20 protein-coding genes are annotated in these 21,471 nt (G+C 64.7%); 8 read left to right on the top strand and 12 right to left on the bottom strand.

Annotated elements, in window-relative coordinates; translation table 11 throughout:
• Nucleotides 1-346 precede the first annotated feature (346 nt).
• Nucleotides 347-928, bottom strand: coding sequence for a TetR/AcrR family transcriptional regulator (locus tag AC3DET_RS07755; RefSeq protein WP_446538733.1), 582 nt, complete (start codon nucleotides 926-928; stop codon nucleotides 347-349).
• A gap of 183 nt (nucleotides 929-1,111) precedes the next feature.
• Between AC3DET_RS07755 and AC3DET_RS07750 the strand changes: the two genes are divergently transcribed.
• The 5 genes from AC3DET_RS07750 (at nucleotide 1,112) to AC3DET_RS07730 (ending at nucleotide 5,283) form a co-directional block, all read left to right on the top strand.
• Entirely contained in the window at nucleotides 1,112-2,203 is a 1,092-nt protein-coding gene (locus AC3DET_RS07750) for an alkene reductase (protein WP_488391245.1), read from the top strand.
• A gap of 89 nt (nucleotides 2,204-2,292) precedes the next feature.
• Nucleotides 2,293-3,081 carry an SDR family NAD(P)-dependent oxidoreductase gene (locus tag AC3DET_RS07745; protein ID WP_488391244.1) on the top strand — a complete coding sequence of 263 codons (789 nt, stop codon included), beginning with the start codon at nucleotides 2,293-2,295 and terminating at the stop codon, nucleotides 3,079-3,081.
• A gap of 1 nt (nucleotide 3,082) precedes the next feature.
• Nucleotides 3,083-3,904 carry an SDR family NAD(P)-dependent oxidoreductase gene (locus AC3DET_RS07740; protein ID WP_488391243.1) on the top strand — a complete coding sequence of 274 codons (822 nt, stop codon included), beginning with the start codon at nucleotides 3,083-3,085 and terminating at the stop codon, nucleotides 3,902-3,904.
• A gap of 180 nt (nucleotides 3,905-4,084) precedes the next feature.
• Entirely contained in the window at nucleotides 4,085-4,285 is a 201-nt protein-coding gene (locus AC3DET_RS07735; RefSeq protein WP_488391242.1) for a hypothetical protein, read from the top strand.
• Nucleotides 4,282-5,283: an NADP-dependent oxidoreductase gene (locus AC3DET_RS07730; protein ID WP_488391241.1), complete on the top strand. Its 1,002-nt coding sequence runs from the start codon at nucleotides 4,282-4,284 to the stop codon at nucleotides 5,281-5,283. The genes AC3DET_RS07735 and AC3DET_RS07730 overlap by 4 nt, the downstream gene beginning before the upstream one ends.
• A gap of 231 nt (nucleotides 5,284-5,514) precedes the next feature.
• On the opposite strand, the gene AC3DET_RS07725 is transcribed toward AC3DET_RS07730, so the two are convergent.
• Nucleotides 5,515-6,444, bottom strand: a complete 930-nt coding sequence (locus tag AC3DET_RS07725; protein ID WP_488391240.1) for an AraC family transcriptional regulator — start codon at nucleotides 6,442-6,444, stop codon at nucleotides 5,515-5,517.
• A gap of 317 nt (nucleotides 6,445-6,761) precedes the next feature.
• On the opposite strand from AC3DET_RS07725, the gene AC3DET_RS07720 reads away from it, so the two are divergent.
• On the top strand, nucleotides 6,762-7,754 hold the full coding sequence (locus AC3DET_RS07720; protein ID WP_488391711.1) for an aldo/keto reductase: 993 nt from the start codon (nucleotides 6,762-6,764) through the stop codon (nucleotides 7,752-7,754).
• Between the two features lie 28 nt (nucleotides 7,755-7,782).
• Nucleotides 7,783-8,622: an SDR family oxidoreductase gene (locus AC3DET_RS07715; RefSeq protein WP_488391239.1), complete on the top strand. Its 840-nt coding sequence runs from the start codon at nucleotides 7,783-7,785 to the stop codon at nucleotides 8,620-8,622.
• Nucleotides 8,623-8,956: 334 nt separating this feature from the next.
• Here AC3DET_RS07715 and AC3DET_RS07710 read toward each other — a convergent pair whose 3' ends face one another.
• The 8 genes from AC3DET_RS07710 to hutU all read right to left on the bottom strand — a co-directional run bounded on the left by AC3DET_RS07710 (nucleotide 8,957) and on the right by hutU (nucleotide 19,543).
• Nucleotides 8,957-10,513, bottom strand: coding sequence for a GH39 family glycosyl hydrolase (locus AC3DET_RS07710; protein ID WP_488391238.1), 1,557 nt, complete (start codon nucleotides 10,511-10,513; stop codon nucleotides 8,957-8,959).
• 94 nt (nucleotides 10,514-10,607) lie between these two features.
• Nucleotides 10,608-11,255 carry a TetR/AcrR family transcriptional regulator gene (locus tag AC3DET_RS07705; RefSeq protein WP_488391237.1) on the bottom strand — a complete coding sequence of 216 codons (648 nt, stop codon included), beginning with the start codon at nucleotides 11,253-11,255 and terminating at the stop codon, nucleotides 10,608-10,610.
• Nucleotides 11,256-11,332: 77 nt separating this feature from the next.
• On the bottom strand, nucleotides 11,333-12,136 hold the full coding sequence (locus AC3DET_RS07700) for an oxidoreductase (RefSeq protein WP_488391236.1): 804 nt from the start codon (nucleotides 12,134-12,136) through the stop codon (nucleotides 11,333-11,335).
• Between the two features lie 43 nt (nucleotides 12,137-12,179).
• Complete coding sequence (locus AC3DET_RS07695) at nucleotides 12,180-15,278, bottom strand: efflux RND transporter permease subunit (protein ID WP_488391235.1); 3,099 nt, start codon at nucleotides 15,276-15,278, stop codon at nucleotides 12,180-12,182.
• Nucleotides 15,275-16,378: an efflux RND transporter periplasmic adaptor subunit gene (locus AC3DET_RS07690; protein ID WP_446538738.1), complete on the bottom strand. Its 1,104-nt coding sequence runs from the start codon at nucleotides 16,376-16,378 to the stop codon at nucleotides 15,275-15,277. The genes AC3DET_RS07695 and AC3DET_RS07690 overlap by 4 nt, the downstream gene beginning before the upstream one ends.
• 68 nt (nucleotides 16,379-16,446) lie before the next feature.
• On the bottom strand, nucleotides 16,447-17,064 hold the full coding sequence (locus AC3DET_RS07685; protein WP_488391234.1) for a TetR/AcrR family transcriptional regulator: 618 nt from the start codon (nucleotides 17,062-17,064) through the stop codon (nucleotides 16,447-16,449).
• 246 nt (nucleotides 17,065-17,310) lie between these two features.
• Nucleotides 17,311-17,682: a YciI family protein gene (locus AC3DET_RS07680; RefSeq protein ID WP_488391233.1), complete on the bottom strand. Its 372-nt coding sequence runs from the start codon at nucleotides 17,680-17,682 to the stop codon at nucleotides 17,311-17,313.
• Nucleotides 17,683-17,875: 193 nt separating this feature from the next.
• Complete coding sequence (gene hutU, locus AC3DET_RS07675; RefSeq protein WP_488391232.1) at nucleotides 17,876-19,543, bottom strand: urocanate hydratase; 1,668 nt, start codon at nucleotides 19,541-19,543, stop codon at nucleotides 17,876-17,878.
• Between the two features lie 108 nt (nucleotides 19,544-19,651).
• Here hutU and AC3DET_RS07670 point away from each other — a divergent pair, with 108 nt between their 5' ends.
• Nucleotides 19,652-20,386: a ThuA domain-containing protein gene (locus AC3DET_RS07670; RefSeq protein ID WP_488391231.1), complete on the top strand. Its 735-nt coding sequence runs from the start codon at nucleotides 19,652-19,654 to the stop codon at nucleotides 20,384-20,386.
• Nucleotides 20,387-20,479: 93 nt separating this feature from the next.
• On the opposite strand, the gene AC3DET_RS07665 is transcribed toward AC3DET_RS07670, so the two are convergent.
• Both AC3DET_RS07665 and AC3DET_RS07660 read right to left on the bottom strand, forming a co-directional pair.
• Nucleotides 20,480-20,830, bottom strand: a complete 351-nt coding sequence (locus tag AC3DET_RS07665) for a hypothetical protein (RefSeq protein ID WP_488391230.1) — start codon at nucleotides 20,828-20,830, stop codon at nucleotides 20,480-20,482.
• An 89-nt stretch (nucleotides 20,831-20,919) separates the two neighbouring features.
• Complete coding sequence (locus tag AC3DET_RS07660) at nucleotides 20,920-21,441, bottom strand: YybH family protein (protein ID WP_488391229.1); 522 nt, start codon at nucleotides 21,439-21,441, stop codon at nucleotides 20,920-20,922.
• Between the last annotated feature and the right edge of the window lie 30 nt (nucleotides 21,442-21,471).

The raw sequence follows: 21,471 nt of genomic DNA, 5'->3' as shown, positions 1-21,471 counted from the left end.
TCTGCGACCGGGTGTTCGAGGGTTGCGCCTCCGACGCTCCCGCACTCGCGCGCACGTCTCTGCATGTCGCGTGCAAGGCGCAGGCAGGTCAGCGTCGGGAAGCGGTAGGTTGCCGGCGACATTCCGTGGGGTGCGGATGGGGTCGGCTCGATCCGCTGTGGGGCTGCGGGCGCGTTCAGCCGGACACGGACGTTCGTCGAAGCGCCCGTGCGTGCCGGGGCTTGCCTGGAGGCCATGCAGCGACCAGTCGCCCCACAGCGGCATCAGGTTCCCACCGGATCGAGCAAGCGCTCATAGAGCGCAGTACTGCTCGGTGAGGTTCATGGCACTTCACGAGGGAGGGGGCTCAGGCAGGCCGTTCAGTCGGCAGCCGCGCCAGGACGTGCGCCCGGCAGACCTCCAGGATTTCGTCCGCCAGCGGTGAATCGTCGGGACAGGACCTCGACAACACCACCGCTCCAACGGCCTGGGCCATCAGGACGATCCGGCGCGCACGCGCCTCGTCGCTCTCGTTGTCACCCGGAGCCTGCTCCTGGCGCGCTGGCGCCGACAACTGATGCTCGATGCCTGCCGCAAACGCCGCCTTGACCGATTCCGGCTGGCGCGCGGCATCCGCGCAGAGCGCGGCCATCGTGCAGCCACTGCCCGGGTTGTCCCGGTGTTCCCGGGAAATGTAGTAGCTCATGAAGTCAGCCGGACCGCCGCTCATCGCGGCGTCCGCGGAGCGCGCCAGGCCGCAGGCTGCCGCTTCTGCCATCAGGTCGGTCTTGGAGCCGAAATGCTTGTAGAAGCCGCCATGGGTGAAGCCGGCGGCGGCCATCAGGTCCGCGACGCCCACGCCGTCGTAACCCCGCTCCCTGAACAGAGTGGACGCCGTTTCGACGATGCGCGCCCGATTTGCCTGCGCTTGTTGCTTGGTGACCTTCATGACCCGTGTCTCTGGATGTCCCGCCTGCGGAAGGTCGGCACTATACCACTGATAGATGACGCTCATAATCAAACCATTGACACCAATGATTACGGTCATCATCATTGATGCTTCGACCAGGACGGGATCCGGGAGAGGCGCTCTACCCGGCCATCCAATCCACCTTCACACCTCAGGCACGACATGACCGACACCACGCTGTTCCAACCCTACCCACTCGGCCCGCTGACCCTCGCCAACCGCATCGTCATGGCACCGCTGACGCGCAACCGCGCCGGTGCCGGCCTGGTGCCCGGCGCGCTTGCCGCCACCTACTACGCGCAGCGCGCCTCGGCCGGACTGATCATCACCGAGGCCACCCAGGTCTCGGCGCAGGCCCAGGGTTACCAGGACACCCCCGGCCTGTACACGCAGGACCAGATCGACGGCTGGCGTCAGGTAACGGATGCCGTGCATGCCCAAGGCGGGCGCATCTTCGCGCAGCTGTGGCACGTTGGCCGCATCTCCCATGTCGATCTGCTCGGCGGCGCCGCGCCTGTCGCCCCTTCCGCCATCCGCGCGCAGACCAAGACCTTCGTCAACAACGGCTTTGCCGATGTTTCCGAGCCGCGTGCGCTGGACATCAACGAATTGCCGGGGATCGTCGACGACTTCCGCCAGGCCGCCGCCAACGCGATCGCGGCCGGCTTCGACGGCGTGGAGATCCACGGTGCCAACGGGTACCTGCTGGAACAGTTCATCAAGGACGGCGCCAACCAGCGCACCGACGCCTACGGAGGCTCCATCGAGAATCGCGCGCGCCTGCTGCTGGAAGTCACCGCCGCGGTGGTCAAGCAAATCGGTGCCGACCGCACCGGCGTACGTATCTCGCCGGTGTCGCCGGCCGGCGCCATTTCCAGCAGCGATCCGCAGCCGCAGTACGACTACATCGTCGAACAACTCGACGCACTCGGCATCGTCTATCTGCACGTGGTGGAAGGCGCCACGGGTGGTCCACGCGAGGTGGCGCCGTTCGACTTCGATGGCCTGCGCCGCCGCTTCACGCGCACCTATCTGGCCAACAACGGTTACGACCTGCCACTGGCCAATGCCCGCCTCGGCGAGGGCAAGGCGGACCTGTTTGCGTTTGGCCGTGCCTTCATCAGCAACCCCGATCTGGTCGAGCGTCTGATGACCGGTGCGCCCCTTGCCGCATTGAACCCGGCCACGTTGTACGGCGGCGGCGCCCAGGGCTACATCGACTACCCGACCCTGGCCGACGCACACGCACAGTAAGGCCGCGCACGCCGCTGCTTTGCCGCCTCATCCGATTGGCCCGGCGCATTGCCCCCTGACCCACATCCCTACCCCCAGAGACAGCCATCATGACCGTGCTTCCCACCACCCTCATCACCGGCGCTTCCAGCGGCATCGGCGCCACCTATGCCGAACGCTTCGCGCGACGCGGCCACGATCTCGTGCTTGTCGCACGCGACAACGCGCGCCTGGAAACACTCGCCGCTCGCCTGCGCCAGGAAACGGGCGTCGCCATCGAGGTGCTGCCGGCCGACCTCACCCGCCGCGATGAACTGGCCGCGGTCGAAGCGCGCCTGCGCGACGATGCCGCCATCGGCATCCTCATCAACAACGCAGGCGTCGCGCAGTCCGGTGGTTTCATCGACCAGTCGGCCGACAGCATCGAGCGGCTGGTGACCTTGAACACGACCGCGCTGACACGCTTGGCCGCCGCCGTCGCCCCGCGGCTGGTGGAGGCCGGCGAAGGTGCGATCGTGAACATCGGCTCCGTCGTGGGCCTGGCACCGGAATTCGGCATGTCCGTCTACGGCGCGACCAAGGCCTTCGTGCTGTTCCTGTCCCAGGGGCTGAGCCTGGAACTGGCGCCCAAAGGGGTTTACGTGCAAGCAGTCCTCCCTGCGGCCACCCGCACCGAAATCTGGGAGCGTGCCGGTATCGACATCAACACATTGCCCGAGGTGATGGATGTGGGCGAACTGGTCGATGCGGCGCTGGTCGGATTCGATCGCCGCGAAGCCGTCACCATTCCTCCCCTGCATGTGGCCGCACGCTGGGACACCCTGGACACCACGCGCCAGGCCTTGCTCACCGACATCCGCCAGGCGCAGGCCGCCGAGCGCTACCGGGTAGCCCGCTGAGATGGCGCAGCCCCACAACATCGTCGAAGGGAAGCCAATGAACCAGACTCGTGGAGCATGGGTACTCATCACCGGCGCTTCCAGCGGATTTGGCGAGGAGTTTGCCCGGCAGTATGCGCAACACGGCCACCCGCTCATCCTCGTGGCCCGCCGCCTGGATCGGCTCGAAGCGTTGGCGCAATCGTTGCGCAAGCAGCATCAGGTCGAGATCATGGTGGAGCAGGTTGACCTGTCGGATATCGGCGCAGTACGCCAGTTGCATGCACGGCTCCATGAGCGCGGCATTGAAGTCGACGTTCTAATCAACAACGCCGGGCACGGGCTTCAAGGTCCGTTCCTGAACAGCCCGTTGGAGTCGGCGCTGTCGATGATCCAGTTGGACATTGCCAGCCTCACGGCCATGACCCATCTGTTCGGTCAGGACATGAGGACGCGCAAGCGCGGAAAAATACTGCAGGTTGCCAGCCTCTTGGCCTACCAGGGCGTGGAGAACTTCGCGGCCTATTCCGCAGCCAAAGCCTACGTACTGCGGCTGGGCGAAGCGCTGCACCGTGAGTTCAAGCATGATGGTGTGACGGTCACGTCGCTATGCCCAGGGCTAACGGATACCGGCTTCGCAAGCGTTGCACAGCAAAGAATCTCGCCTCGGCTGAAGGCATTCATGATGCAGACGCCGCCGGTCGTCGCAGCGGGCATCCGCGCCCTGGATGCCGGACGGATCAGCGTTGTCCCGGGGCTCACCAACAAGTTGAATGTCGCCTTCATGTGGGCCACCCCACGCTGGCTCCATCAGGCCGTCCTGTCGCGCCTGCTGAACACATGAGGAGCAGGCATATCGCTCAAATCTCGCCAGCTTGCGATCCTGGCCTCGTTCCTGTCCTTCGGCCTCGCGACCAGATCGATGTTTATGCCTGACCCTATGCTGACCAACGGGAACGCTGCGCGTTCCCATCCAGCCGAGCTGGTTGGCCGGCGCGCGGCGGCCCTGTATACGGGATTTGGGATGATGCTTCTTATGGCAAGGAGCGCCGAGCAATCGCCAGCCCTCGCGGCGCTGGCGGCAGGCATGGTCACCGCCTGCTCGCTGGCAACGCCTGGCGTGTTCGAACTGGCCGCAGGCCATGCGGGGGCCGGAATCCTCACCGCCACTCTGCTGGAAATCGCGCTCGCACTGGCTTTTCTTCTCATCGGAAAAAAATCATGAAAGCCTTCATCATCGACCGTTATGGCAAGAAAGAAACCGGCCGCATCGGCGACATGCCGGAGCCGGATCTACGCGACGATGACGTCCTGATCAAGGTCCATGCCGCTGGTGTCAACGCGCTGGACTCCAAGATCAAAAGTGGCGAGTTCAAGCTGATCCTGCCCTACCGCTTTCCCCTGGTCCTCGGTAACGACGTGGCTGGCACGGTCGTGCGCGTCGGTGCCCGTGTCCACCAGTTCAGGCCGGGCGACGAAGTCTATGCACGCCCCGACGATGACCGCATCGGCACCTTCGCCGAGTTCATTGCCATCAAAGCATCGTCGGTAGCTCTGAAACCCCAGAATCTCAATATGGTCGAGGCCGCCTCCCTGCCATTGGTAGCCCTGACGGCATGGCAGGTGCTGGTCGAGACAGCGAAGCTGCAGAGAGGACAGAAAGTCTTTATCCAGGCCGGCTCTGGAGGCGTTGGCACCATCGCCATCCAGCTTGCCAAACATCTTGGCGCATTCGTCGCCACGACCACGAGTACGGCCAACGTCGCCTGGGTGAAGGCCCTGGGCGCGGATGTCGTCATCGATTACAAGCAGCAGGATTTCGCCGCCGCGCTCCATGACTACGACGTGGTGCTCAACAGCCTCGGCAGCGATGAACTGGACAAATCCCTCCGGATTCTCAAGCCGGGCGGGCATCTCGTCTCGATATCCGGTCCGCCCACCCCGGCGTTCGCCACTGCGCGCGGACTGGCATGGCCGCTCAAGCAGGTGATGCGCCTGTTGAGCCGAGGCATTCGCAAGAAGTCCAAGCAGAAGAATGTCGAGTACACGTTCGTCTTCATGCGCGCCGATGGGGCTCAGTTGCGCGAGATCTCCGCGCTCATCGAATCTGGCGCGATCCGCCCCGTCGTCGACAAGGTGCTCCCGTTCAAGGACACCAGCGAAGCCCTGGCCTACTCAGAAAGCGGGCGCGCCAAGGGCAAGGTCGTGGTGCAGATGCTGTAGCGGCCCGCGAATAGTCCGGCCCTGGAATTCCCTGTCGCTTCAAACGACAGGGGAACGATCCAAGGGCCTCCACAGGCGAAAGCACGGGCCTGCGGCCCCACATCACTGCCTTCTGGCTGTCGGTGCAACAGGTCCTCTTCCTGCACGTCATCTGCAACACTCGTGCTGCCTGCGCAGCGTTCCGCATGTTGCATCGATCAGCCGAATCCACGGACAGACGCGGACACTCCATCAAGCAGAACGCATGCGCTTGACATCGCGCTGGGGCGGTTCGCCGAAGAGACGGCTGTATTCGCGACTGAACTGCGACGGGCTCTCGTAGCCCACGAGCCCACTCGCATTGCTGGCGTCGAGGTTCTGGTTGAGCATCAACTGCCGCGCTTCCTGCAGCCGGAGCTGTTTCTGGAACTGCAGCGGGCTGGTACCGGTGATGGCACGGAAGTGCTGGCGAAACGTCGAAGGGCTCATGTGCACCCGGCTCGCTAGCGCGTCGGCCTGCAAGGGCTGCTTGAAGTTGCGCTTCAACCACGCGACGGCCTTGGCGATCTGCTGGTTGGGCGACCCGGTCGCCACCAGATCCTGGAGGTACCCGCCATGAGGGCCGGCCAGCAGCCGGGCGGTGATCTCCTGCTGGATCAGTGGCGAAAGCGCCTGCACCAGCGCAGGCTCATGCAGCAATCCTACGAGGCGAACCAGCGCATCGACCAGGGCCGCCTCCAAGGTTTCGACCGAGATGGACCGGCAGGCGCGCTCTCGCTTGCGCGGCGGCAGCTCCAAATCGGAAGCCAACTGCGTGATGAGCCTGATATCCAGGGTCAGGAACAGACCGAGGAACGGCTCCCGGTTGGAGGCGTGCGCCACGTGCGACACGACGGGTGAATCGATGGTGGTGAGCATCGATTGTCCGGGGGCGTAGTCGATGACCTCGCTGCCCATCAGCACCTGCTTGCTGCCCTGGGCAACGACGCCGACGCCCAGGCCATAGACGCAATGCAGCGGCTCGGTGGGCGCGCTGCGACGGTGCAGCGAAAGACAGGGAATAGCCGTCACGTGGTCGCCATCGCATCGGGCAACCCGCTCGATGGCCCTGGCCAGTCGTGCCGGGTCGGCCAGTGACGCAGAAGTCTCTGCTTCCAGCGTTCTCATGCGGATCTCCGTCATTCGATGCTTCCGCCCAAGCGTACATGCCCTCCGTCGTCCGGATGCCCGTCCTGATCGGGATTCGTCATTCCAGGCAATACCGCCGGCAGATCCGGCAATCCCTCCGGATGGCGGGGGCGGACACTGGCGGCCCTTGTCCAGCATCCGTCAGCAAAGGTGCCCCCATGAGCTATCCCACCTGCAACCTCGACCGCCGGGAATTCCTGGCCCACTCCACCCTGGCTGCCGCTGGTTTGGCGGTTGCGTCCCTCGGAACGGCCTACACCGCCAGCGCCAGTGCCACCAAATCGGAGGCCGCTGCCGCGCATTCCAGGAAGATGCCGAGGAAGCTTGGGACCTTGCACGTCTCGGCGATGGGTGCCGGCGCGATGAGCATCAGCGCCAACTACGGACCGCCCGCGGACCGCACGCAGGGCATTGCGACGCTTCGCGCCGCGCGCGAGCAGGGCGTGACCTTCTTCGATACCGCCGAGGTCTACGGCCCGTACACCAACGAGAGCCTGGTCGGTGAAGCGCTCGCGCCGTTCCGCGACGAAGTGGTCATCGCGACCAAATTCGGCTTCGACCTGGAGAAAGGCGGCGTTACCAGCCGTCCTGAGCATATCCGCAAGGTCGTCGAAGGCTCGTTGGCGCGCCTTCGCACCGATCGCATCGACCTGTACTACCAGCACCGCGTCGACCCGTCGGTGCCGATCGAGGATGTCGCGGGCGCGGTGAAGGATCTGATTGCCGAGGGAAAGGTGCTGCACTTCGGCCTGTCGGAGGCAAGCGCCCCCCATATCCGCCGAGCGCATGCCGTGCAGCCGGTTACCGCGGTGCAGAGCGAGTACGCATTCTGGTTCCGCGGACCGGAGGGCAACGGCGTCCTGAAAGCCTGCGAGGACCTGGGCATCGGCTTCGTACCGTGGAGTCCGCTGGGACAAGGGTACCTGACCGGAAAGTTGGGGGCCGACGTCCGCTTCGATCCTGACAAGGACCTTCGCTCGCAGTTCCCGCGGCTGACGGCGGAGAACCGGGTGAAGAACCTGCCCGTGCTCGCATTGATCCAGCGCGTCGCAACGCGCAAAGGCACGACACCTGCCGCGCTTGCCTTGGCGTGGCTATTGGCCCAGAAGCCGTTCATCGTCCCGATTCCCGGCACTCGTCGCGAGGATCACCTGAAGGAAAACCTGGCGGCTCTGGATGTCAGCCTGTCGCCGGCCGACCTCCACGAACTGGAATCGGCGTACGCCCTGATGACGGTGCATGGGCTCCGGATGGGCGAGGCGCACATGCGAGCGATCGACGGATGGCCCGCCAGCACGATCTGACAACGAAACCCAATCATTGGAGCGCCTCATGACAAGCAGGATCTGGTTCATCACCGGGGCGGGCCGCGGCCTCGGCCTCGAGATCGCCCGGGCGGCACTCGCGCAGGGCGACGCCGTCGTCGCCACGGGCCGTGATGCTGGCAAAGTCGAGGTCGCGATAGGGCCGAACCCGGATCTGCATTGCGTCCGCCTCGACGTGACCAGCGAGGCCGAGGCACGGGACGCAGTAGCCAGTGCAGTGGAGCGATTTGGTCGCATTGACGTGCTGGTCAATAACGCAGGCAATTTCTTTGCGGGCTTCTTCGAGGAACTCAGTTCTGCCCAGGTCCGGAGCCAGATCGAGACCCTGCTGTTCGGCCCGATGAACGTGACCCGTGCGGCGCTGCCCGTGATGCGCAGGCAACGCGCGGGCTTGCTGCTGACGATTTCCTCGACGGCGGGCATCGCCGGTGGTTTGTTCTGCTCGGCGTATGCCGCCGCGAAGTTCGGCGTTGAAGGGTGGATCGAGTCATTGGCGCTGGAGGTGGCACCGTTCGGTATCCGATCGATGCTTGTCGAGCCGGGCTTCTTCCGCACCGAGCTGCTGACGGCGGAGTCGACCACATACGCCGCAGGATCCATCGACGACTACGCAGCGCGCACCGCCGAGACGGTAGCCGCCTGGACCGGCATGAATGGCAAGCAGGGCGGAGACCCGACGAGACTCGCCGAGGCGCTGGTGCAACTCGCTCGTCATGATGACCCTCCGGGAAGGTTTGCGGCGGGCACGGACGCGATCCAGGTATTCGAAGCCAAGGCCAACACGTTGCTCGCGCAGGCCGCGGCCCATCGTGGATTGTCGTCGTCCCTCGGGTTCCCGGATCCCTGACCCGCTGATCCAACGTTCCATGTGGCCGGACACGGACATGGTTCTGCTTTCCCACTGCGAACGCCCGGCCTTCCAGCTTCCAGGGGGAGCTGTGCCGGCGCGTTGAAGAAGCGGGCGGACTCAAGGAGTCGCGGGCAACTGGCGCCGACTGCATCGCGAAGAGTGACGATTCTCGGGCCAGACCTTGCACGCCGAATGTCTGCTCCGACCCATGAGCTGACATGGAGCTACCGGTCCTTGCAGCGAATCCTCGATCGCCTTCGTAAGGGCGCCAACGTTGTCATCTGAGCCAACGTCAACATGAGGGCGAAGAGCGCATGAACGCAGGGGCAGCCTATCTCTCCAGGGGCTCCAAAGTGACCAGGACTACGTCGTTGCTTCGCATCGCCAGATCGAGGTCGAGAAGTCCGTCGCTGCCTACACGCAACATCCTGTCCTGCTCGGCTTGATCGGAAGTAGCGGACTTCAGGGCGTTCAGCTGCACTGCACTCACGTCCGACGGCAGGCCCATGTCTATATAAGCCGACAGAGGATCGTTCTTGAGGTATCCCGTGCGATGCACCTTCAACCGGTAGCTCCCCGGCTGGATGCTCTTCAGATGGATAGAGAGCGGTACCGCCGGTCTGGCGACCAGCTTGCGGGTATAGAACGGCCTGTTGCTGACGTCCTGGACGGGTTGTTGCCAGTCCCAGGCGAGTATCGTGATCTTCCTTTCATCCACGGATGCCCATGCCAACTCATCGTTCGTGGGAATTTCGCGCCCCGTGAGCTGATTCAAATACTTGTAGGCGAACCACGTCGGCTTTCGCACCCCCTCACGATTCATGAGACCGAATCCCCCGTGGAAGGATGCCGGGGGTGGGCCCGCCTCCTCGAAAAGATCGGTATAGGCCCAGTAGCTCATGCCCTGGGCCAGCCCCCTCGCCTGCTTCAACTTGGTCAGCACATAGGGGGCGTTGATGTAGCTGTCATGCACCACGTCCCTGGGGCTGTAGCTGCTGCTCCATTCCGTGAAATAGAGGGGCAGGCCCGGGAAGGCCGACGCATCGATCTCTTTCCGTGCCCTGCGCACATCCGCAACGATCGCACCGGGCGAACTCAGCAGTTTGGTGTCCTGCCCGCCCTGTTCGTCCAGAAAACCGCCATCGACGCCATAGGTATGCGTGGTGACGAAATCGATCGGCACCTCTTCTTCATCGCAGAATGCCAGAAACTCCGGGATCCAAGCCGCGCCCGCCGTGGATGGACCGCCCACACGCAATCGGGAGTCCACCGCCTTCAGGGTTCTGGCCGTATTGGCATAGAGCTCGAAATATGCATCCCGGTCGGCGCCCTCCCAGAAGTCCTTCAGATTGGGCTCATTCCACACCTCGAAATACCAGCTGCGCACCTCATCGACGCCATACCTGGCGATCACGTGCCGCAGGTATGCGTCGATCAGATGGCGCCACATGGCGGGCTTGGGGTGCGATGTGTTGGCCTTCCAGTAGAAGAGCGACTGATCGGATGTCTTCAGCGCAGCGGGCGTGAAGCCGAGCTCCACGAATGGGCGGACTCCCTTGGCCAGCAGCGCGTCGTACAGCTGATCGATCCTGGTCCAGTCATAGACGATCGCACCGTCAACGTGACGGACCGTACCCAGCGTGTCGTGGAACAGGTCGTGGAAACGCAGGTACTCGAACCCGAGCTCGTCGGCTGCCACCGCCAGGTGGGCCTGTGAGTCCTCGCGGATCAATGTTCCCGGGTAGTCCGAACCCACCGAAAGGGCGAAGAATCGATCCACCGGCTCGACGGCCTTGTCGACATCCAACTCGATCCTGCGTGAAGTCTGGTCGGCAGCCGCGCAGGGCATCGCGATGCCGAGGAACATCGCAAGGAGTACTCGACGCATGTCGAAGGATCCGGAGTCTTCTGGGGCTTTCGAGCATAGCGACGCATCCCATGCGGGAGCTATTCGAATATGTGCCCGAGCTATGCCGGTAACGCTATTGCTCCGTGGTACTGCCTGGCCAGTGGCTGGAGCCTGTGCCAACAACAGACGGATTCGCGCGCACAGGGCGTGTCCGGGAAAACGCCTGGTGAAACAACGTCAACGTTGCGTCTGCGCTCGGCCCGGCAGGCTGTGCGACCTGCAGCGAGTTCGCCTGCAGCATGAGCTGCAGATAGAGGTCGGCATGGTGCGCGGCCATTTCGACGCCTTCGCGGACCAGGGCCGCGCAGACGTACGCCCGGTAGGGGGCGAGATACGCGTTCCAGAGTTCGGCATAGAACGCTACCCCGCCAGCGGACCGCTGGAGCGTCGCGCAGAAGCGCCGGCAAGCATTCACCTGGGCCAGCTTCTGAATTTCGAGCGCGACATACGCCAACTCATCCTTCAGGCCGGGCAGTGGCTGGGAAGGAATGATGGACAACGGAAAGTTCGAAGCGTGCAGCTCCATGACGGCCGCGAACAGGCAGGCTTTGTCCCGGTAGTGCGCGTAGACGGTTGCCTTCGTGAACCCTGCAATCTCCGCGACCCGATGCATGCAGGTGTCGTCATAGCCGGACGCCTCGAACGCCTGAGCCGCCGCCTCCAGCAAGCAGGCCCGCGTGTGGGCGCGCACGCGCTCCCAGCGCCTGGACGATGCGCTCATGCCCATCGCCGGATCGATTCGACGACGGGACCGGTTGCGCCTCTTGCAGCACGGCGTCTCATCTCACGCCCCTGTGCTCAGGCGAGCCCGAACGTCTTGCGCAGGCTTGCGTCGACGGGACCGGAAGGCATGTAGCGGCGCAGCTTCGCCAGCAACGACGCTTGTCCGGCGGGAGCACGCCGCATCTTCCACTTGCCGAGTGCGGCCTGGACGATGGTGTCGGCCACCGGCGCCGCGTCAGCGGCGTCATTGGATGCCCGGATCACTGCAGCAAGCGCAAGGTCACGCTCCCGGTCATAGTCGGAAACCGTCGTACGCACCAACTGCGTGTTCGTCTGGAAGCCGGTGTTGGTGAAGGAAGGCTGCACCAGCGTGACCCGCACGCCGAACTGCCGCAGTTCGTGATCCAGACTCTCGGACAGGCCTTCCACTGCGTGCTTGCTCGCCGCGTAGGCTCCCATGTAGGGCGCCGGCAGGAACCCCAACACCGAGCTGACGTTGATGATCCGCCCGGCCCGGCGCGCACGCATATGGGGCAGCACGGCACGGATCGTCCTCATCATGCCGAACACATTGGTGTCGAACAGCGACTCGACTTCCGAGATCGCTGTCTCTTCGACGGACCCGATCAGGTTCTGACCTGCATTGTTCACCAGCACATCGATGCAGCCTTCAACCGCAACGATCCCGGCAACGGCATGGTCGATGCTTGCCTGCTCGCGAACGTCCAGCTGTACCAGCGTTACCCCCTTGATGGGCTCCGCGCGCTCGAGTTGGCGTACGCTGCCATACACCTTGCAGCCCGCATCCGCCAGCGCCCTGGCACTGGCACGGCCGATGCCGGACGAAACGCCGGTGACGAGAACGGTCTTCTTTTCCATGCTTGCTTCCTTGGTGGTCTTGATGCGACGTGCTTGGGGTGCGTCAGTGCGCAGCGGCGAGCGCGCGCTCGTCCGTGTCGATGGAGGAGGACGGTTTGATCCTGAACCAGATCGAGTACATGGCCGGCAGGAAAACCAACGTCAGGACGGTTCCCGCCAGGGTGCCGCCGATCAGGGTGTAAGCCAGCGTTCCCCAGAAAACCGAGCTCGTTAGTGGAATGAAGGCCAGGATCGCGGCCAGCGCGGTCAGGATCACCGGCCGCGCCCGCTGTACCGTGGCTTCGACAAGGGCATCAAACGGGCTCAAACCCTCCTGCTCGTTGTGATGGATCTGCCCGATCAGGATCAGCGTGTTGCGCATGAGGATGCCTGACAAGGCGATCAGTCCGACGAGGGCATTGATGCCGAATGGTTGCTGGAAGACGATCAATGTCGGCACCACGCCGATCAGTCCCAGCGGACTGGTGGCGAACACCATGATCATCGCTGCGATGGATCGCACCTGCAGGATGATGATGAGCAACGTGAGCGCGATCATGATCGGGAAAAGCGGCAGCATTGCCGTAGTCGCCTTGCCCGATTCCTCGATCGCACCGGCCTGCTCAAGGCGGTAGCCCGGCGGGAGCCGCTCGATCACCGGTTGCAGTTGCTTCAGGACCGCCGTGGACACATCCGGGGGTTGCAGCCCCTCGGCGATGTCGCCACGCACCGTGATGGTGGGCGTGCGGTCGCGGCGCCGCAGGATCGGGTCTTCCATGCGCACTTCCACGGTGCCCACCTGGGAAAGCGGGATGCGCTGGCCGGCGGCGCCGACCAGCGTGAAGTCCGCGATCTTTTCCGGATCCAGGCGCGTGTCGCCTGCGGCACGGCCGACCACCTGCACCGAGCGGATGTCCTCGCGCACTTCGGTAAGCGGTGCGCCACTGAGCAGGAACTGCAACTGCAGCGCCACCGAGTTGGAGGTCAGGCCCACAGCGTTGAGTCGGTCCTGATCCAGCACGAAATGCAGCGTGGGTACACGAGGGCCCCAATCCGTATTGACCGTGCGCATCATCGGGCTGGCACGCATGACGCCGCTGACCTCTTCAGCGATCTCGCGCAACTTGCCGATTTCCGGCCCCATGACGCGGTATGCCACAGGAAACGGTGAAGGAGGGCCGAATACGATCTGGGTGACACGCACCTGCGCTTCGGGTGCCAGCCCGTCGGCGATCGCCTCGCGCAGCCTGAACTTCAGGGCTTCCCGCTCCCTGTCATCGCCAGCCAGGACGACGATCTTGGCGAACGACGGGTCGGGCAGTTCGGGCGCCATTGCCAGGAAGAAGCGCGGAGCGCCCTGCCCGATGTAGGCCGTGACGATGCGGGCTTCCTCCTGCTTCGCAAGCCAGGCTTCGACCTTCGCCGCCGCGGCACTTGTCTGTTGGATGGAGGTGCCATAGGGCATCTGCACCTCGACCAGCACTTCCGGTCGGTCGGAGGTGGGGAAGAACTGCTTCTTGACCAGGCCCATGCCGACGACAGCCAGCGCGAACAACCCGACCACTGCACCCGCCACTACCCATTTGCGCGCGATCACCCGCCCCAGCAACGCGCGGAAGCGGTTGTAGTTGCGGGTGTTGTAGATGGCCTGGTGCCCACCTTCGACCTTCCTGATGTCCGGCAACAGCTTCACGCCCAGGTAGGGCGTGAATACCACCGCCACCACCCAGGACACGATCAGGGCGATACCCACGATCCAGAACATGTTGCCGGTGTACTCGCCGGCCGTGGAGCGTGCGAAGCCGTTAGGCATGAACCCGACGGCGGTGACCAGCGTCCCCGACAGCATGGGCGCGGCGGTATGGCTCCAGGCGTACGCCGAGGCGGCGACACGGCTGTATCCCTCCTCCATCTTCACCACCATCATCTCGATGGCGATGATGGCATCGTCCACCAACAGTCCCAATGCCAGGATCAGCGAGCCCAGGGTGATGCGGTCGAAGTTCTTGCCAGTGGCCGCCATGATGACGAACACGGCGGCCAGGGTGAGGGGAACGGCAGCTGCAACCACGATGCCGACGCGCCAACCCATGCTGATGAAGCAGACCACCATCACCACGAGCAACGCGACAAAGAACTTGACCATGAACTCGTCGACCGCTGAACCGATGTTCACGGCCTGATCGGTGACCTTGGTGAGCGAGATACCCAAGGGCAGCTGCGCGTTGATCTTGGTGACCTCCGCTTCCAGTGCCTCGCCCAGATCCAGGCCGTTCCAGTCGTCGCGCATGACGACCCCCAGCAGGAGCGCCGGCTCGCCGTTGTTGCGGACGAGGAAGGTGGCCGGATCCTCGTAACCACGCTCGACGGTGGCCACATCCGAGAGTTTCAGCGTGCGTCCCTGGGCTACGATCGGTGTTTGGCGGATCTTCTCCAAACTGTCGAAAGCACCCTCGACGCGAACGAGGACCTGCGGTCCACGGGTCTCGATGGAGCCCGCGGGGGTCAGCACGTTCTGGCTGTTGAGTGCGGTGAAGATCTCCTGCGGGCTGACGCCCACGGTGGCCAGTCGGTCGTGGGAGAACGAGACGAAGATGCGCTCGGGCTGCTCGCCAATGATGTTGACCTTCTTGACCCCGGACACGTGCAGCAGCTGCTGACGCAGCGCTTCGGCATCACGCACCAGCAGTCGTTGCGGCTCACCCTTCGCCTTGAGGGCGAAGAGTGCGAATGTCACGTCCGCGTATTCATCGTTGAGGATCGGCCCAATGACGCCGGCGGGCAATCTCTTGGCCTCATCGCCCAGCTTCTTGCGCGCCTGATAGAACTCATCCTGTACCTGCGAAGGCGGCGTGGCGTCGCGCAAGGACACCATCGTGAAAGCCAGGCCAGGACGCGTATAGGTCTCGGAGCGGTCGTACCACCTGAGCTCCTGCAGCCGCTTTTCCAGTGGTTCGGCGACCAGGTCCTGCATTTCCTGCGCCGTCGCTCCCGGCCATGCCGTTACGACCGTCATTTGCTTGATCGTAAAGGGCGGGTCCTCGGCGCGACCCAGCTGGAAGAACGCAAGGACGCCCGCCGCCGAGATCAGGAACAGAAGGAACACGGTGATCGAACGCTCGCGGACGGCGAGCGACGAAAGATTGAAGCGCCCCTCGCTCATGGCCGGGCCCCGGAGAAGGCTTCCTTCGGCCCAGCCATCGGGATAACGATCTGGCCGTCCTTGAGTAGGTGCGTGCCCAACGACACCACCCGGTGACCTGCCCGGAGGTTGCCCTTGACCTGCGCCGTGTCATCCGAGAGTCCCAGCACCTGGACGGGGCGCCAGACGGCTTTGGCGGGTTTACCCTCCAGCGCCCAGACGCCGGGCCCTTGCCCGGGATCGAACAAGGCGCCGATCGGGACCTGCAACGCTGCCGTGGACTGTGTGCCATCGGCGATGTCGATCGTGACAGTGGCACCCAGGGGTGCCTCTGCGAGCGCACCATCGAGGACATATCTGGCTTCGTAGGTCCGAGTCAGGGGATCGGCTGCATCCGAGAGCTGCCGGAGCCTGGCGGGGACTGGAGCCTGGTGACTGCCATAGAGCATCGCCTGCCCGACCGAGCCCAGCGCCGGGCGCAGCGTCTCAGGCAGATGCACGATGGCTTCGCGCTCTCCTGTACGAGCCAAGCGCACAACAGGCTGGCCGGCGCTCACCACCTGCCCGGGCTCGGCCAGCGTTTCCATCACTACGCCGTCCGCATCGGCGAGAAGCTCGGCGTAGCGCGTGGCGTTGTTGGCTACCTGGGCCTGGGCTTTGGCCGCGCTGAGCTGGGCACGAGCCGCGTCGGCTGCGGCCTTGCTCTGGTCGTATGACGAGGCGGAGATTGCGCCGGTACCCCGCAGAGCGCGATACCTCGCCTCATCCGCGATCGCTTGCCTGGCCTGTGCTTGCGCGGCCACGACGGCTTGTTGCTGCGCCTGCGCCGACAGTTGCAGATCGGCCGGGTCGATGCGCATCAGGATCTGACCGCGCCGGACCTTCTGGCCTGCATTCACCAGCCGCTGCGCCACCTTGCCTGGAACGCGAAACCCAAGGTCACTTTGGACCCGAGCTGCCACCGTCCCGGTAAATGCGCGGGAAAGAGCGCGATCTCCGACAACCGTCGCCGTGCGTACCAGGGGAGCCTTTGTCCTGGGATCAGCAGGGGCTTCGGCCCCACAGCCTGCCAGACCGCCCACCAGAGCAATCGCTAATGTTTTTTTAACAACGTGGCGCATAGGAGTCCCGTCGATCCAGTCTGGACGGGCACTCTGGGCCTAGTGACTAAAATAGTCAATAGTCACTATCAGGTAGACAGACTCCGAAGCACAAGACTCGAGAGCAGCGCGGGCGCTTGCTCGGTGTAGTCCAGGCTGTGCTGCAGCAGAAGCGGGTTCAGATAGGGGCGCAGCACGAGATAGACGGCGTTGGTGGCCTCGTCCAGAGGCGTCTTCCGCTCGAAATCACCGCACTCCCTGCCCTGCTGGAGAATCTGCTGGAGAAGCGCACGCAACCGCTCTTCGTATGCCAGCACCGATTGCCAGCGCTCGGCCGCTGCGGACTCCGCAATCTCGTAAAGCTTCCGATCCTGGAAGAACAGCCGCTGGCTCGCCTCCACCGAAGCCCTGAAAAGCTTGCGCAGCTTCTCTGCTGGCGGGTCAACGCCCTCAATGGCTTGCAGGATCTCCTGTTCGATCTTGGCCAGGCAATTGGCGCAGATCATCTCCCCAATGGCCTGCTTCGATTCGAAGAACTTGTAGACGTAGGCTTTCGAGAAGCCGATCGCCTTGGCCAGATCCGAAACGGTGGTCTTCTCGTATCCGTAGTGGCTGAAGTGCTCGGTCGCCGCGACCACGATCTGGTCGCGGACATCATGCGTGGCCGGCCCACGACTGGCCGCAGCTGGGGCGATGGAGGTATTCATGCGGCGAGCTTACCGGGGACACTCTGAACCATCAACGCGTAACCCGTTGAGATATTGGTCACCGACGGGAGAGTAGCCTCGTGCGTCTAGCGTCGAACCGTTCCTCATTGGGGATTCCAGAGAACGGTCATGCACCACTGTCCGCTTCCGCAGTCGGCAGCGGACATCACCGCGACTCTTCGTGAAACCCAGGTTGAGCGGATGGAGTTCGGGCGCCAGAACACGCCTGCACGCGCGCCCAGGCCGTCACCGCGCCAGGAAGAAATCCATGGGGATGAGCTCGACGGCCCATCCACCCTCTTCGCCCAACATGGCAGCCGGATGCATGGACGCGATGCGCAACGCCTCGTCACGGCTGTCCGCCTCGATGATGAAAAGACCACCCACCACTTCCTTCGATTCGGTGTAAGGCCCGTCACTGACGAGGGTCTTGCCATCGCGCGGGCGAAGCGTCGCCCAGCCGTCCCTGTCTCCCAGTGACGCGGAAACCAGCACGTTGCCGGTAGCGCGCATCTTCTCGTCCAGTGCCGGGCACTGGCTCACCAGTTCCTCGATGTCGCCTGGGCTCATCGCGGCGAACTTCCCGGGGGTGAAGTAGGCAAGGCCGAGGTATTTCATTGGAGTTCCTTTGGGCAGGGATATGTGGGCGACGAAGCTGATGACCGGAAACAGACCGCACTCTGACACGGCTCTCCCTGGGGTCCGGCCAACCCGCCAGCCTCATGTCGCAAGCAGACCCGTCGCCGAAGCAGATACATGCCAGACGGCCCGCGATCGCGGGCCGTCTGGTGGCGACATGGGTATCGCGCCATCACGCCATCGGCAGCTTCAATCCCTGCTCTTTCGCGCACTGCACGGCGATGTCGTAGCCCGCATCCGCATGCCGCATCACGCCGGTGCCCGGGTCGTTCCACAGCACGCGCGCGATGCGCTTGTCGGCTTCCTCCGAGCCGTCGCAGACGATGACCACGCCGGAGTGCTGCGAGTAGCCCATGCCCACACCGCCACCGTGGTGCAGCGAGACCCAGGTGGCGCCGCCGGCGACGTTGAGCATGGCGTTGAGCAGCGGCCAGTCGGAAACCGCGTCGCTGCCGTCCTTCATCGCCTCGGTTTCGCGGTTGGGCGAGGCCACGCTGCCGCTGTCCAGATGATCGCGGCCGATCACCACCGGCGCCTTCAGTTCGCCGTTGCGCACCATCTCGTTGAAGGCCAGGCCCAGCTTGTGGCGCAGGCCCAGGCCGACCCAGCAGATGCGTGCCGGCAGACCCTGGAAGCTGATGCGCTCGCGCGCCATGTCCAGCCAGCGATGCAGGTGCGCATCATCGGGGATCAGTTCCTTCACCTTGGCATCGGTCTTGTAGATGTCCTCCGGGTCGCCGCTCAACGCGACCCAGCGGAACGGCCCCACGCCGCGGCAGAACAGCGGGCGCACATAGGCGGGCACGAAGCCGGGGAAGTCGAACGCGTTCTTCAGCCCCTGGTCGAACGCCATCTGGCGGATGTTGTTGCCATAGTCGAACGTCGGCACGCCCATCTTCTGGAAGGCCAGCATCGCTTCCACGTGCACGCGCATGGACTGCTTGGCGGCATCGCGCACGCGCTCGGGCTCCACCTTCTGCTCGGCCAGCCACTGTTCCAGCGTCCAGCCGATCGGCAGGTAGCCGTGCACGGGGTCATGCGCGCTGGTCTGGTCGGTGACGGCATCGGGGCGCACGCCGCGCTTCACCAGCTCCGGGAGGATTTCCGCGGCGTTGCCGAGCAGCGCGATGGACTTCGCTTCGCCCGCCGCGGTGTACTTCGCGATGCGTGCGAGGGCGTCATCGAGGTCGCTGGCCTGCTCGTCCACGTAGCGCGTGCGCAGGCGCATGTCGATGCTGGACTGCCGGCACTCGATGTTGAGCGAACTGGCACCGGCCAGCGCCGCAGCCAGCGGCTGCGCACCGCCCATGCCGCCGAGGCCGGCGGTGAGGATCCATTTGCCCGTCAGATTGCCGCCGTAATGCTGGCGCCCCATTTCCACGAAGGTCTCGTACGTGCCCTGCACGATGCCCTGGCTGCCGATGTAGATCCACGAACCGGCCGTCATCTGGCCGTACATCATCAGGCCCTTCTTATCGAGTTCGTTGAAGTGCTCCCACGTGGCCCAGTGCGGCACCAGATTGGAATTGGCGATCAGCACACGCGGCGCATCGGCGTGGGTGGGGAAGATGCCTACGGGCTTGCCGGACTGCACCAGCAGCGTTTCGTTGTCGTCCAGTTCGCGCAGCGACTTCAGGATCGCGTCGTAGCAGGCCCAATCGCGCGCGGCGCGGCCGATGCCGCCGTACACCACCAGCGAGGTGGGGTCTTCGGCGACTTCCGCGTCCAGGTTGTTCTGCAACATCCGGTACGGCGCCTCGCTGAGCCAGGACTTGCAGGTCAGCGTGTTGCCGCGCGGGGCGCGGATGACGCGGGAGGGGTCATGGCGGGGATCGGACATGGCAGGTTCCAGATGCAGGTATGCGGCCATTATCGGCGGGAGGCGCCGCCCTGCGCGAGCCGCGGCGATGCTGCAGTGCGCGATGGCATGCATGGCAGAATCCGGGCCATGACTGCCTTGCGCCTGCTTCTCTCCGCTTTCCTGTTGGCCGGGCTGCCATGCGCGGCGCCTGTGGCGGCCACGCCACCGGACCGCATCCTGGTGTTCACCAGGACCGCCAAGTTCCGCCACGAATCGATTCCGGTGGCGGTGGCAACGTTGAAGCGGATCGCCGCGGCGGAAGGCATGGTCGCCGACCACACTGAAGATGGCGGTACCTTCACCGCCGACCGTCTGGCGCGTTACCGCGTGGTGGTGTTCGCCAGCACCACGGGCGATGTGCTGGACGATGCACAGCAGGCGGCACTGGAGGGCTTCGTGCGCAACGGCGGCGGCTTCGTCGGCGTGCACGCCGCGGCCGACACCGAGTACGACTGGCCCTGGTACGGGCAACTGGTGGGCGCGTACTTCCACGATCACCCGCCGGGGCTGCAATCCACGCACGTGCAGCCAGAGCATGGCGGGAAACCCGTGGGTGAGCGCTGGCCGATCACCGACGAGCTCTACAACTACCGCGCCAATCCGCGCGGGCGCGTGCAGGTGATCGCCACGGTGGACGAACGCGGATACGACGGCGGCCTGATGGGCGCCGACCATCCCATCGCGTGGTGCCATGCCTTCGATGGCGGGCGCAGCTGGTACACGGGGCTGGGCCACGATGCAGCGGTGTATGCGGATGCGAACGTCATCGCGCAGCTGGTGCGCGGGCTGCGGTATGCCTCGGGGCGTTCGAACGACTGTTGAGGCTCTGCGCTCTCCCCTTGGGCGAGGAGAGCGCATGGGAGCGCTTGCCTCCCGGACGATCCGGGACCGGAGAGGCTGGCCGCTCTTCCGGAATTACCGGATGGAGGAATCCAGCGAGCGCAGCGCGTCAGCCAGGTTGAGGTGACCGGTACGGTCGAGATCTTCCTTGGTGTACGCACGGCCCGGAAGACCGTTGCAGGCCGTCTTGTGATCGCGCGGACGGATGCGGCTGCCGGTCTGGCGCACGCAGTTGGCTTCCGACACGGGCGGCTTTTCGGTGGCTGCGGAGGCGGCCTCGGCATCGGTGGCTGGCGTCGCGGCGCGGGTTTCGGCGACAGCCGTCTCCGGAGAAGCTGCGGGTTGCGCTGCGGCGACAGGCGATTCGGCGTGCGCGGCGGTAGCCGCCAGGCAGGCAGCGAAAGCGAAGAGGGTCAGGTGTTTCATGATCGACTCCCGGGCGAGCGTGTGGGACCTACGTTACGCCTCGCCACGGGTGAATGTGAGTCTGGACGTCTTGACCGTTTAGGCGGAACTCAGGCAGGAGGGCAGTGCACCTTGCGCCCTTCGTGGAAGCGTTGCACGGCCGCCGCATCGGCCTTCTGCGGGGACACGCCATCGTCGAACAGGACGCGCCATGTGCCGTCATCGCCCCGGTGCCACACCGAGCCGAAGCGGCCGATCCTGTGCTCGCCGGTCGCCGGGTCCTCGTACAGGGCCGGACCGCTGGAATAGGCCGTGCGGCCATCGCCGCCGAGGGTCACGACCGCCGGGTACCAGCGCAGCTTCAGCGTCTTGCCTTCTATCAGCGGTGCCCATTCCAGGGTGATGGCCTCGCGCCCCCGTGTCGGCGCGCGGCTGACACCGAAGGCGGCGTCGGGATGCAGGTGCTCGGCGAATGCGGCGGCATCGTGCTCGGCGACGGACTGGGCGAAGCTGAGTTCGCGCTGCCAGACGGCGCATTCGGCCTGCCGCGTGGTTTCCGGCGGCACGGCCAACGCATCACCGGCCAGCAGTCCCAGCGCCAGCGTGCACGAAAGTCGGAGGAGCGTTGTCATGCGGATTTCCCCGGAGTCTGCCAAGCTGTC

It is taken from the genome of Pseudoxanthomonas sp. 97-1-1 (assembly GCF_057773125.1).
The sequence above is the reverse complement of the archived record's forward strand: the minus strand, read 5'-3'. Positions and strand labels throughout refer to the sequence as shown.